This window comes from Cellulophaga sp. 20_2_10 (assembly GCF_023476645.1).
Taxonomy (GTDB): domain Bacteria; phylum Bacteroidota; class Bacteroidia; order Flavobacteriales; family Flavobacteriaceae; genus Cellulophaga.
This window is the reverse complement of record NZ_JAMCOJ010000001.1, coordinates 807,085-820,933: the sequence shown is the minus strand read 5'-3', so window position 1 is coordinate 820,933 and position 13,849 is coordinate 807,085. Positions and strand designations below refer to the sequence as shown.

The 13,849-nt window shown below is 33.8% G+C and carries 11 protein-coding genes; 3 read left to right on the top strand and 8 right to left on the bottom strand.

The features are described 5' to 3' along the window. Window positions 1-22: 22 nt before the first annotated feature. The 6 genes from M4I21_RS03605 to M4I21_RS03580 all read right to left on the bottom strand — a co-directional run bounded on the left by M4I21_RS03605 (window position 23) and on the right by M4I21_RS03580 (window position 8,352). A complete protein-coding gene (locus M4I21_RS03605) occupies window positions 23-1,831 on the bottom strand; it encodes an acyl-CoA dehydrogenase FadE (protein WP_249557670.1) in 1,809 nt (602 codons plus the stop codon). 47 nt (window positions 1,832-1,878) lie between these two features. After that, window positions 1,879-2,241 (bottom strand): four helix bundle protein, encoded by a 363-nt coding sequence (locus M4I21_RS03600; RefSeq protein WP_249557668.1) that lies wholly within the window; start codon window positions 2,239-2,241, stop codon window positions 1,879-1,881. 43 nt (window positions 2,242-2,284) lie between these two features. Then, window positions 2,285-3,475: an acetyl-CoA C-acyltransferase gene (locus tag M4I21_RS03595; protein ID WP_249557663.1), complete on the bottom strand. Its 1,191-nt coding sequence runs from the start codon at window positions 3,473-3,475 to the stop codon at window positions 2,285-2,287. Window positions 3,476-3,542: 67 nt separating this feature from the next. Then, a complete protein-coding gene (locus M4I21_RS03590; RefSeq protein ID WP_249557661.1) occupies window positions 3,543-5,948 on the bottom strand; it encodes a 3-hydroxyacyl-CoA dehydrogenase/enoyl-CoA hydratase family protein in 2,406 nt (801 codons plus the stop codon). A 31-nt stretch (window positions 5,949-5,979) separates the two neighbouring features. Beyond that, window positions 5,980-6,414 (bottom strand): MarR family winged helix-turn-helix transcriptional regulator, encoded by a 435-nt coding sequence (locus M4I21_RS03585; RefSeq protein WP_072301848.1) that lies wholly within the window; start codon window positions 6,412-6,414, stop codon window positions 5,980-5,982. Between the two features lie 168 nt (window positions 6,415-6,582). After that, window positions 6,583-8,352, bottom strand: a complete 1,770-nt coding sequence (locus M4I21_RS03580; RefSeq protein ID WP_249557659.1) for an AMP-dependent synthetase/ligase — start codon at window positions 8,350-8,352, stop codon at window positions 6,583-6,585. Between the two features lie 439 nt (window positions 8,353-8,791). Here M4I21_RS03580 and M4I21_RS03575 point away from each other — a divergent pair, with 439 nt between their 5' ends. Next, window positions 8,792-11,404 (top strand): T9SS type A sorting domain-containing protein, encoded by a 2,613-nt coding sequence (locus tag M4I21_RS03575; protein WP_249557656.1) that lies wholly within the window; start codon window positions 8,792-8,794, stop codon window positions 11,402-11,404. A gap of 109 nt (window positions 11,405-11,513) precedes the next feature. Here the strand turns inward: M4I21_RS03575 and M4I21_RS03570 are convergent, their stop codons facing one another. Beyond that, window positions 11,514-12,164, bottom strand: a complete 651-nt coding sequence (locus M4I21_RS03570) for a DinB family protein (protein ID WP_249557655.1) — start codon at window positions 12,162-12,164, stop codon at window positions 11,514-11,516. Between the two features lie 142 nt (window positions 12,165-12,306). Here M4I21_RS03570 and M4I21_RS03565 point away from each other — a divergent pair, with 142 nt between their 5' ends. Together M4I21_RS03565 and M4I21_RS03560 are read left to right on the top strand one after the other, a co-directional pair. Then, the gene (locus tag M4I21_RS03565; protein WP_249557654.1) at window positions 12,307-12,864 is read left to right on the top strand and encodes a hypothetical protein; all 558 of its coding nucleotides are present in this window, start codon (window positions 12,307-12,309) and stop codon (window positions 12,862-12,864) included. Next, window positions 12,861-13,313 (top strand): hypothetical protein, encoded by a 453-nt coding sequence (locus M4I21_RS03560; protein WP_249557653.1) that lies wholly within the window; start codon window positions 12,861-12,863, stop codon window positions 13,311-13,313. Before M4I21_RS03565 ends, M4I21_RS03560 begins: the two co-directional genes overlap by 4 nt. Before the next feature lie 5 nt (window positions 13,314-13,318). On the opposite strand, the gene M4I21_RS03555 is transcribed toward M4I21_RS03560, so the two are convergent. Next, a complete protein-coding gene (locus M4I21_RS03555) occupies window positions 13,319-13,801 on the bottom strand; it encodes a CIA30 family protein (protein ID WP_249557652.1) in 483 nt (160 codons plus the stop codon). Window positions 13,802-13,849 lie beyond the last annotated feature (48 nt).

Here is a 13,849-nt window from a genome sequence, read left to right as displayed (position 1 = left end):
AGTACGTATAGTTTCTTTTATATTAGAAACAATATTTGTTTTCTGCCTTTACTTTTTCTGCAATTTCGTTACGTAAATCTACGATGTCTGGGTAGTTTTGGTACTTCGTAAAACGTTTAAGTCCCATTAACATCATACGTTGCTCATCGCCTTCAGCAAAAGAAATAATACTTTCTTTACCTTTTTTCTCTATAATATCTACAGCATTGTATAAGTACAATTTAGACATTGCTATTTGCGTTTTCTGAGAATCTTCACCAAAACGTTTTGCGTTTTTCTCAGTTCTAAGAATTGCAGATTCTGCCATGTAAATCTCAATTAAAATATCTGCAGCAGCAATTAATAACTGTTGGTGATCTTCTAATTGTGGACCGTATTTTTGAACAGCACCACCAGCAACCATTAAGAATGTTTTCTTTAATTTCTTAATCATTACTTTTTCTTCTGAAAATAACTCAGAGAAATCTGGAGTTTCAAAAGATGGTATTCCCATTAATTCTTTTTGTACTTCACTTGCAGGGCCTAATAAATCTACGTGACCTTTCATTGCCTTTTTAACCAACATACCTACAGAAAGCATACGGTTAATTTCGTTTGTACCTTCGTAAATACGAGCAATACGAGCATCTCTCCAAGCAGCTTCCATAGGTGTTTCTTCAGAGAAGCCCATTCCGCCAAAAATCTGGATACCTTCATCTGCACAACTCTGTACATCTTCTGATACTGCAACTTTTAGTATAGAACATTCAATAGCGTACTCTTCTACACCTTTAAGTTCCGCTTCTTGGTGTGTATTACCCGCAGCCTCACGCATTGCAATACGATCTTCTATGTTTTTAGAAGCTCTGTATGTTGCAGACTCACCAACATAAGCGTTAGTTGTCATTTCAGCTAATTTTATTTTAATAGCTCCAAAATCTGATATTCGAGTTTTAAATTGCTTACGCTCGTTAGCATATTGTACGCCAGTTGTTACAATTCTACGTTGAGAATCTAAACAAGCAGCAGCTAATTTAATACGACCAACGTTTAATGCGTTCATTGCAATTTTAAATCCTTCTCCACGACCAGCAAGCATATTATCGGCAGATACAACTGTATCGCTAAAGAAAACTTGTCTCGTAGAAGATGCTCTAATACCTAATTTGTGCTCTTCTTCACCTAATGTAATACCATTGGCATTTTTTGGATCGTACTCAACAATAAAACCAGTAATGTTTTTATCATCTTCAATACGAGCAAAAACAATCATCAAACTACAGAAACCTGCATTTGAGATCCACATTTTTTGTCCGTTTATTTTGTATGTCTTACCATCATCAGAAAGAGTCGCAGTTGTTTTACCTGAATTTGCATCAGATCCTGCACCTGGTTCTGTTAAGCAATACGCACCAAACCACTCACCAGTAGCCAATTTAGGAACGTATTTTTGTTTTTGTTCTTCGGTACCATATAATGTAATTGGCATTGTACCAATACCCGTATGTGCACCAAAAGCAGTACTAAAAGAACCGGTACCACTAGAGATGTAATCACAAGTTAATACCGTAGACACAAAGCCCATACCTAAACCGTCATATGCTTCTGGTACAGAAACACCTAAAAATCCTAATTCACCAGCCTTACGCATAACTTCTTCTGTTAATGCATAATCTTTAGCCTCGAACCTTGCTTTGTGTGCTATAATTTCACGTTCGTTGAATTCAGCTACCGCTTCTTTCATCATTGTTTGTTCTTCTGAAAAATCTTCAGGAGTAAAAACGTCTTCGCAATTTGTTTCTTTTACTAAGAATTGACCTCCACGTAGGATATCTTTTTCTGTATCTGCCATTTGTTTTTTTATATTAGATTATAGAAGAAAGAAAATAGAATATAGACTCAGTTTAGCCCGTTTTGGAATCCCATCGTCATTCTTTGGAATTCTTCTATTTTATCTTCAATTGTTTTTAATATTTCGTTGTTTATATATTGTCTATGTTTTGCTACTAATAACTGAGTTCCTAATTCAAAAGAAGAACCTAAAGCAATATCTAGAAAATGACTAAAAGATTTATCTGTTCTAGAAGAACCCTCAGCAATGTTACTTGGCATTGACACTGAGCATCTACTTAATTGTGAACTTAAATCAAATCTCTCGTGCTTTGGAAAGTTTAATAATATATCAGAAATATCATTTGTAATCTCTAAACCAAGCTTCCAAATTTTTAAATTTCTATAATTATGTCTTTGTTTGGCACACATTTGTCTTAACTCTATATTCTGTTCTCTGTTCTCTTTTCTCTTTTTAGTTTAAAAACTCAAATATTCCGCAAGCTCCTTGTCCTGTACCTACGCACATTGTAACAGCTCCGTATTTACCTTTCATATCACGTTTACGCATTTCGTCAAATAACTGTACAGATAGTTTTGCTCCTGTACAACCAAGTGGATGACCCAGTGCTATTGCACCACCGTTTACGTTAATAATATCAGGGTTAAGACCTAATTCTCTAATTACGGCTAGAGATTGAGAAGCAAAAGCTTCGTTTAATTCAATTAAACCTAAATCTTCTTGCTTTAAACCTGCTTGTTTTAATGCTTTTGGAATAGCCTTAACTGGACCAATACCCATAATACGAGGTTCTACACCAGCAGCTGCATAGTTAACTAAACGAGCAATAGGTTCTAGATTTAATTCCTTAACCATATCCTCGCTCATTATCATTACAAAAGCAGCACCATCACTCATTTGTGACGAGTTCCCAGCTGTAACGCTACCACCTGCAGCAAATACTGCACGTAATTTAGCTAAAGCCTCTTTACTAGTTCCTTTACGTGGACCTTCATCTTTAGTAACAGTATACGTTTTTGTTGCTTTTTTTCCGTTAGCGTCAACATAAGTTTGTTCTACTTCTATAGGAACTATTTGGTCTTGGAAACGATCTTCTGCTTGGGCTTTTAAAGCTTTCATATGCGAGTTAAAAGCAAACTCATCTTGATCTTCACGAGATACTTTAAATTGCTTTGCAACAGCTTCGGCGGTGTTACCCATTCCCCAATAGTAATCTTCGTGTCCTGCCTTAACTATATCATAGTTTAATTCTGGTTTAAAACCAGTCATAGGAACACTACTCATACTCTCTGCTCCACCAGCAATAATACAATCTGCCATACCGGCTTGTATTTTTGCAGTAGCCATACCAATAGTTTCTATTCCAGAAGAACAAAAACGATTTACGGTAACTCCAGGAACATCAACAATATCTAATCCCATTAAAGAGATTAAACGTGCCATATTTAATCCTTGAGCACCTTCTGGCATTGCGTTACCAACGATAACATCATCAATACGCTTTGGGTCTAAACCAGGCAGCTCACTCATCATATGTTTAATGGTCTCTGCAGCTAATTCATCTGTTCTTTTAAAACGGAACACGCCTTTTGGAGCTTTACCAACTGCGGTTCTGTATGCTTTTACTATATATGCTGTTTTCATTTTTTTTCTTTAAGATTAATAGAATCAAGAGTCAAGACAAATTTTCTTTAGTCCCCAGGTCTTGTTTCTAATTTCTAAGTGGTTTCCCTTTAGTTAACATATGCTGAATTCTTTCTAGCGTTTTACGTTCTGTACATAAACTTAAGAAAGCTTCGCGTTCTAAATCCAATAAATATTGTTCGCTAACAAGTGTTGGCTCAGATAAATCTCCACCAGCCATTACATAAGCTAATTTGTTGGCAATTTTATGGTCGTGCTCACTAATATAGTTACTATCTTCCATAGAATCCGTACCAACAAGGAACATACCTAAAGCTTGTTTACCAAGTACTTTTACATCTGTTCTGCGTACAGGTTGTGTATACCCCATATCTGCCATTAATTTAGCGTGTTGTTTTGCAACTGCTATTTGGCGTGCTTTGTTAACTACAACTATATCTTTTCCTTTTTGCAAAAGGTTAGAGTCAAAAGCCTCGTAAGCAGAAGTAGATACTTTTGCCATACCAATAGTTAAGAAATGCTCTTGTAATACATTTAATTGTACATCTCCTTTGCTAAAAAGGTCAGAAGCTCTTAAAGCCATTTCTTTAGAACCACCACCACCAGGGATAACACCTACACCAAACTCTACAAGTCCCATATAAGTTTCTGCTGCAGCAACTACTTTATCTGCGTGTAATGATAATTCACAACCACCACCTAAAGCCATTCCGTGAGGAGCAGAAATAGTTGGTATAGATGAATAACGCATGCGCATCATTGTATCTTGGAAGTATTTAATAGCCATATTTAGCTCATCATACTCTTGCTCTGCAGCCATCATAAATATCATACCTATGTTAGCACCAACAGAGAAGTTTGCAGCTTGGTTACCTACAACTAAACCAGCAAAGTCTTTTTCAGCAAGGTCAATAGCCTTGTTTAATCCTGCTAAAACATCGCCACCAATAGTGTTCATTTTAGACTGGAATTCTACATTAAGGATACCGTCACCTAAATCTTCAACAACAACGCCAGAGTTTTTAAATACTTCTGTTGTTTTTCTGATGTTATCTAGAATGATAAAAGAATCTTGACCTGGAATTTTTGTTTGTTTTTTAGTAGGAATATCGTAAAAGAATGAAGCACCATCTTTAACGGTATAAAATGACGTACTGCCAGAAGCAATCATTTCATTAACCCAAGCAGCAGGCTCTAAGCCTTCAGCTTTCATTAATTCAATTCCTTTTTCTACTCCAATAGCATCCCAAATTTGAAAAGGACCGTGTTCCCAACCAAAACCAGCTTTCATTGCATCATCAATCTTGTACAATTCATCTGTAATTTCAGGAATACGGTTAGATACGTAAGCAAATAATGCAGTGAAGCTTTTTCTATAGAACTCACCTGCTTTATCTTTACCTTTTACTAAAATTTTGAATCTATCTACAACCTTATCAACAGTTTTAGTTAATTCTAAAGTTGCAAATTTTGCACGTTTGTTAGGTCTGTATTCTAAAGTGTTTAAGTCTAAAGATAAAATGTCTTTAGAACCATCTGCGTGTCTTTCTAATTTATAAAAGCCTTGTCCCGTTTTGCTTCCTAACCATTTATTCTCCATCATTGTGTTGATGAAATCTGGCAATTTAAAAAGCTCTAAGCGTTCGTCTTTTGGACAGTTTTCTCTAATACCGTTTGCTACGTGTACTAAAGTATCTAAACCAACAACATCTACAGTTCTAAAAGTTGCAGATTTTGGACGACCAATTACTGGACCAGACAATTTATCTACTTCTTCTATAGTTAAGTCTAAATCTTTTACAGCATGAAACAAACTCTGAATGCTAAAAATACCAACACGGTTACCAATAAAGGCCGGCGTATCTTTTGCAACTACAGATGTTTTACCTAAAAATTTTTCTCCGTAACCGCTTAAAAACTCTAATACAGACGCATCAGTTTTTGGTCCAGGAATAATTTCGAATAGGTTTAAGTAACGTGCAGGATTAAAAAAGTGCGTTCCACAGAAATGTTTCTGAAAATCTTCAGAACGACCTTCACTCATAAAATGAATAGGAATACCAGAGGTATTTGATGTAATTAACGTTCCTGGTGTACGGTACTTTTCAAGCTTTTCAAAAACTTGTTGCTTTATATCTAGCCTTTCAACAACAACTTCCATTATCCAATCTACATGGGCAACTTTAGCAATATCATCCTCTAGGTTACCCGTAGTAATACGATTAGCAAATTTTTGATTGTAAATAGGAGAAGGTTTAGATTTTAAAGATGCAGTTAAAGCATCGTTTACCAATCTATTTCTAACTACTTTGTCTTCTAGTGTTAAGCCTTTAGCTTTTTCTTTGTCGTTTAGTTCTCTTGGAACAATGTCTAACAATAGCACTTCTACACCAATATTGGCAAAGTGACAAGCAATGCCACTACCCATAATACCAGAGCCAATTACAGCTATTTTTTTTATGTGTTTGTTCATTTTTATTTAGACCTATTTATTAGTTATAATTTTATTTAAAAATTTCTTTTTTAGCAATAAGTGCGTTGATTGTTTCTGTAACCTCAAAAAAGTTATTTAGCTTTTCTTCTGGAATACTTGCCTTTATAACGCTATTAAATTGAAATACAGTATCCTTGGATAGGGTTCTTTTTTCTAAACCTATATCTGTTAGGTGTATTATTACGCCTCTACCATCATTTGGGTTGGGTTTACGAACTATAAATTTTTTTGCTTCTAAACTCTTTAATATTCTAGATAGACTAGTGGCTTCCATTCCCATTTTTGGGCCTAATGCAGTAGATGCAGTACCTGTTTTCGGGTCTATACTTAATAAGGTAAAAGCCATAGCCATTGTGTTATTATGGTTCTTAGCTTCTTCGTTATACATTTTGGCTACAGCTAGCCAAGTTTCTCGTAAAGCATAATCTATGGTAATCTCCTTCATTTGTTGTTTGAATAGGTTACCAAATATAGTAAAATTTATTATGCATGCATAATAAATTTAAGAAAAAATGAGGACTTAATGTATACTTAACATGAAGTATACGTGGTGTGTGAAGTAGTGTAGTAGTTTAGCTGCTAATGATTTAGGGCATTAGCAGCTAAATACAATTTAATATCCGTAAATATCGTTATAAAGAGCTTTATACTTCTCTTTTATAATTTTTCTTTTAAGTTTTAGAGTAGGGGTTAAGTGTCCGCCCTCTACACTCCATGTATCTGCAGTTAATCTAAATTGTTTAATTTTTTCCCATTTAGCAAAGTTTTCATTGGCAGCATCTACTTCTTCTTGGAAACGTGCAATTACTTCTTTATTAGCAACAATTTCTTCATTGCTACCCAATTCAAGATTATGTATTTTTCCCCAGTTTCTTATAAATTCAAAATCTGGTTGTATAAAAGCAGCTGGCATTTTTTCGCCCTCACCAATAACCATTACTTGGTCTATAAATCTAGATTGTTTACATCTGTTTTCTAATAACTGTGGCGCAACATATTTACCACCAGATGTTTTAAACATTTCTTTTTTACGATCTGTTATTTTTAAGAAGCCTTCAGCATCTATTTCGCCTATATCTCCTGTATGAAAATAACCATCTATAATTACTTCTGCTGTTTTAACCTCATCTTTATAGTAGCCCATCATTACTTGTGGACCTTTAATACAAATTTCTCCGTCTGATGCAATTTTAACTTCTGTGTTTTGAATAGGTTTACCGACGGTGCCAATTTTAAAACCACGATTACGCATATCGTTTACCGATACAACTGGAGAAGTTTCCGTAAGCCCATAACCTTCCATAACACCAAAACCTGCAGCGTTAAATACACGTGCTAAGCGTGGTTGTAATGCCGCACTACCAGAGGCCATAACACCAACTTCGCCACCTAAAGCAGCTTTCCATTTGCTAAAGATTAGCTTACGAGCTATTGCTAATTTTTGTTCGTACCACCATCCGTTTGCTCCGTAAGGCTCGTATTGTAAGCCAACATCTACAGACCAGAAAAATAATTTCTTTTTTATGCCGGTTAATGCCGCTCCTTTAGCTATAATTTTATCGTAAACTTTTTCTAGTAGTCTCGGTACAGCCGTCATTACATGCGGGTGTATTTCTTGTGCATACTCACTAATTTGGTCTATTGGCGCATAATGTATAGTTGCACCACAATATTGGTACAAGTATATTAACATACGCTCGTATACATGACATAGTGGTAAAAAACTAAGCGCCTTAGAAGTACCTAATGCTATTGGTATTCTTTTAAAACTTCCCAAAGCATTGCTCACAAGATTTTCGTGAGATAACATAACACCTTTAGGTCTTCCGGTTGTGCCAGAAGTATATATTAGAGTAGCTAAGTCTGTTGGCTTAACGCTGTTTTTTAATTTTTCTACTTCTACTTGGTTAGATTGATCTTTGCCAAGTTCTAACATTTCTGACCAATTTTTACAATCGTCTAAATCATCAAAAGAATATACGTCTAATAAAGAGGGTACTTGGTCCTTGATTAATTTTACTTTTTCATAAACATCACGACAAGAAATAAAACAGTATTTAGCTCCAGAATGATTTAAAACATAAGCATAATCTTCTTCAGAAATAGTCGGATATACAGGAACATTTTGTGCGCCCAACTGCAGAATACCAATATCCATAATATTCCATTCCATTCTATTGGCAGAAGATATTACGGCAATTTTGTCATCCTTAGAAACACCTAGCCTTAACAAGGCCCTACTCATTGTATTTGCTTTGTCTATGTACTCTTGCGTAGACATATATACCCACTTGCCATCGTACTTTGTAGCTAATGATTGTTGTAGGTTGTATTCTTTTAATTGATAGTAAGGGAAATCAAATAGTCTAGTAACTTCTTGCATAAGAATTGATTGTATCAGAGTTGCAAATTAAGAAAAGGAATGCTTATTTTAAAATTAGATTCGTAAAAAAACACTGTAAATTCTATTATTTTCTTAGTCTAGTTTAGTAAAATGCTATAATTTAACAAGTTAACATTTTGTTAAAATAATTTTTAGATTAACAATTGATTTGTTTTTATTCTTTTTAACTTAATTAAGTACACTTTTATTGCCAAAGACATATCTAAAATACAACAATTATAAACCAGAAATATATAATTATATGTTATAATTTTATTCTTAAGTATCTCTTTTTTAGGGCGATTTGTATTTTTTTACCATTTGTCTACAGTAAATCGCATTTTATAGCACAAATAAAACAGGCCATCTTTAAGCAATAAAAATATCACTAAGTGTTTAGGATATTTGCCGTAATTAATTAACGCCCAAATTATTAATTATGAATAAATATCTACGCAACTTAAGTTACATAAAAAAAAGGATTACACTTTTTTTGTTTTTAGCTACCACATTTATAAGTATAAAAGTATCGGCTCAGTCAGATCCTTTTGAGTGCGATTTTAATGCGTATTTATTTCAGACAAACGATATTTACGCATTAGACTTAGCCTCGGGAAGCTCCTACATAGTTGCAGAAGACATAGTGCCAGGTAATATTAATGCAGCTGCTTATAATTCTGCTGATGGTTATATTTGGGGTTACTTATCCTCTCCACAGATGTCAATAGTACAAATAGGAAAAGATTTTAAGCCAACGATACACACTATTCCAGAATTGCCTACTAATGGTAATAAGTATGTTGGAGATATTAATTTGGACGGCATTTATTATTTAAGAGCTGGTGGCACTACATATTATGCAATAGACTTAAATCCCGAATCTAATAACTATCTAGAATATATAGGTTCTTATACTTTAGACACAAGTATTAGTATTCATGATTGGGCTTTTAATGCTGTAGATGGTAAAATATATAGCGTTAGTAAAAGTACAAACCGTTTGTACAGAATTACAGCAGAAACAGGTACGGTAGAAGATTTAGGTGAAGTTCCTATTTTAGCAGGACTTAGTTATACATATGGTGCTGTTTATTTTGATGTAGATGGTAACCTTTATGTTTCTGCAAACCAGACAGGTTCTGTCTATAAAATTAATAATGTACAAGATATTACGCCAAACAATATAACATCTAATATATTTGCTTTTGGCCCTTCTAGTTCTTCTAACGATGGTGCGCGTTGCCCAACAGCTCCAGTGCCACAAGAGAATTGTGCAAATGGAATAGATGATGATGGTGACGGACTAGTAGATTGTGATGATCCTTCTTGTTCTGGAGTTAGTGCTTGTCCCGTAATTACAACAACTTCTGGTGGTAACGATGGCGGATTAGAAAGTAACGATAGGCTTGCAAACTTAATTACCAATAGAAATTATAATAGAGCAAAAAATAATTACATTTTTGACAAATTAACCGCAGCACAGGTAACAAAAAGTAAAGAGTATAAGCTTAGTGGAAAATACGATAGTGCTAACATACCTCTAAATAAGCTTGTGCCTTTAGGTGTTATTGGTGAGACTAGTACCATAGAATCTTCTCCGGCAGATTTACTTGCTCTTACCAATGCTAGTGATATTTTCTCTGTAGATTATTTATACGAAAATGAAACTATTGGAGCTTTAATGGTTATTAAAACTGAAGATAAAGTGTATGAGCACAGTAAGTTTATTTGTGATCGTTTTTTAGGAGCAGAGTTACTATCAGTATCAAGTTTAAAAGTAAAAGATAATAATTTTATAAAATCTATAATTAAACAAGCAGATGGCAATAAGGAATTTGCACTGTCTTTTTCTGCAAGACTTAATACTGATAAGACTTTTACAGTAGAATCTCATTGGAATATAGATGCATACGAGAACAATAATATGTTTTATAATTTTCAGATATGGTCTAATTCTGTTGATGATTTAGTACTACTTGCTGAAGAAATATTGTCCCTGTTAGAGTCTAATAATAAAATAACAGCGTACAAAGGTTCTGCGCCACCACCAGTATTTGTTAGATCTGCAAAATATGTAAATGGCACTGTAGAAATGAAGGTTGTAAATACAAACGTTTCTAAAAAAATAACTTTAGAAGGCGGATTAAAACGTACTGAAACTAGTGAAACAGATAAAGTAACTTTAGAATCTTCTTTAGATAAATATATAGATGTAATTACTATAGAAACAGGTGCTTTATTCGATTTAGGGTTTAGACTTAAAAATGAAAAAGGAGATACTCCGGACGATTTATTTGTTGCAGATGCTCCTTGGGGGTTAGATAATTCTTCTGCTTCTACGTCTATTGATACTTATGAGATAGAACAAAACAGTACTTCGTATTTTGGAGATGGTTACCGAGTAGAGCGTAATCTGCATTTAAAAGGTACAACACAAGAGTATTTAGGAGCATATAGAGCTTTTAACCCTAGATTCTTGGCAGTAGACTTATCAGAATATAAAAAATTATCTTTTACTGCATCTGGCACAGGAGCCTTAGAAGTTAAATTGCTTAAAGGCTCTGGAGAACCATATATTGCTACAGTAGAATTAACAAGAGAAGCAAAACGTTTTGTGATAGAAGATAGCGATTTTAGAAATCAATTTGGTGGCATTACAGATTTTAATTCATTAAAAGTATTGTTGTTTAATTTAAAGTCGAGTGATGGTAGTTTGCAAAATAAGGAATTGCAATTGTCGGATATTGATTTTAATAACACTGAAAAGCGTAATGCATATTTAGAAAAAAACAGAACTAAATCTTTTTTACTACCTAATCCTGTAGAAGAAAATACAACATTGTACTTTTTTGAAGAGCTGCCAAGCACCTATACATTAGAGTTTTATACTGTATCAGGAACATTAATGCCTGCGTACACCATAGTTGGTAGTGCAAAACAAGGACAAAATAGTATAGATGTTAATGTATCTAGCTTAGCAACAGGAATTTATTTATACAAATTAATTAGCTCTAATAATGCTATTTGGAGTGGTAAAATGATAAAAAAATAAACACAACCATTACGTAAACACTAACCATTACCAAACATAACCATTGCACAAACACAACCATTTTTAAAAAAAGAGCAGGATTTTTATAATCCTGCTTTTTTGTCTTTTATTAAGATGGTATTCTACTTTTTATAAACTTAAACTGTCCATTGTGGTTAGACTCGTGTTCGCAAACGTGAAACCATTTACAATAATTGTTTGTTGGTCCCCAAGGAAATGCTTCATCTACTTTTAAAAGCCATTTATCATCCCGGTTAGCAAACTCTTTTAAAGTATTTTGTCGTACTTCATCTAAGGCATCTAAATAATAACTTAGCTCGTTTCCTTTAATTTTTTTTCGTGCTTTATCGCCTAAACCAGAAGCAATACTCCATCTTTTTGTATCTTCTTTGGGCCAATCTCCCCAAGCTTTATCGTTAAATGTATGTATTTGGTAAAAGCGTTCTGTTGCAGCTAAATGCATAAGCATTGCACCAATAGAGTTAGCATTATCGTCTACCAAATAATCTAAATCTGTAGCACTCATATTATGTACAGGAGCTAATATTACCATGCGCATCCAAGTCATCATAGAAACTAAAGTTCCTATTTGCGGACTATAGCCTTCTTTTGGGCCAATAATATTAATATCAGTTTCTTGTGTAACAATTGTTGATGGTTTTCCTAAAGGAAATGCTAGTAAACTACTTGTACCCATGGTTAATAAAGAGGCATTTTTAATAAAAGACCTTCTGCTACTGTTCTGTTTTTGATTTTCCATTTTTATAGATTGATGAATAAGTAGGTAAGTTACAAAATTTGCAACAACACTAATTCATCTCATTTATATTCATTTTTCACACAAATTCTATGCTTGTACACTTGTTATATTGCTTATTTTTACCAATTATTAAATTAGTAGTATGATTAAGAAGCGTGCAAAACAGCTTACTTTTATTTTAATAATCCTTTGTCATTTAGGTTTCTTGGCGGCTATTCTTTTTGAAAAGCAAAACAATTATTTAATTTTTGGCTTTTTAATTATTGCATTGGCCTTGTTACTTGTTACTTATAAAAAGACACCAGTTAGTGCTAAAAATCACACTTTTGAACATTTTTTAACTGTAGCCTTCGTTTTTTTTGGCGCTATTGTGACCTATGTATTGCATACATCTTTTGGATTTTCTACTGTTTTGGCAGCTTCAATAGTGGGGTTGGTCATTAGTTTTGTTCCTAACATTATTAAAGATAATACAGTAGTAAATACGATACCAACAGCCGTTTATTGTGGCGCATTTGTGGGTATGACGAACGCTAGTATTGCTCCAGATTATGTGTTTATAGCCTTGGCAAGTGTTTTTACAGGGTTACTTTTAGTGGGATCTAAAGATAGTTTTCACGGAGTAGGAGGTAAGCTTGGTACATTAGCTTTTGGCGGAGTTGTATTGGCATTTTTAATAACATTTTTACTATCGCAATGAAAATAGTACATTTTATATTAGTTTTTGCCGGTAGTTTATCAGCAATTGTAACATATTTACTTCAGTTTAAGTACAAGCAAAGTGCTGTAAGATCATCTTCATTGGTTGGTGTTTTTTCGGGTTTATTTGTGTTGTTATTTCCTAATGTCTTGTCAAGTTATTTATCGCAGAATTTACCATTGGTATGTTTTGGAGCTTCTTTTATAGGTATGGTATCTTCTAATCTGGTAAAAAGCTATTGGATAATAGGTGTATCTGGAGCAATTTTTACACTGCTTTTTTTAAATACAAGTAAATTTTTCACAGGCTTTGGAGGCGGATTGGGTTCTGCCGCCTGTATTGCTCTTTTAGTAACCTTGGCGATACCAATTGTGGTAAATAAAGGAAATGTTACAAACGGTTTTTTACAACTAAAAAGACTAATAAAGAAGGGAAGCCTAAAAAAGTAAGATTGTTATTTTAAAGCAATACTCTTCAGTTCTAAACTAAAATTCTCTGCTGTTTTATTTCCTATTAAAAAGGCTATTTCGTTAATGTTGTCACCATTAAAATTAGGAATGTCAACCTTATTTCCTCTAAACATTGCATACATACTGCTTAGCTTAATTTCTATAGTCTGCCACTCTCCATTTGTTGTAAAAGAAGCAATAAACCAATGCTTGGTAGCTGTGTTTTCTTTTATTCTAAATTGATATGCTTTACCATCACCCTTTAGTGTAATACAAATAGTAGTGTAGTCTTTACAATGTGCTGTAATGCTATGTTTAACCATTGCAAAACCGCCATTATTGTCAAGTGAAACGTGACCACTAAAAACAGCTAAATGATCAGTTGTAACTTCAAAATTACTTTTAGATACACCACCCATAACCGCGTCGGTAATGGTTTGCCATTCTATGGAGTCTGTTGTGGAAGTAAAATCGATAATAGTTTTCATATAAGTTATGAGTTTTGCAATGTGAAGATAAGTTGTTTTATCAAGCAT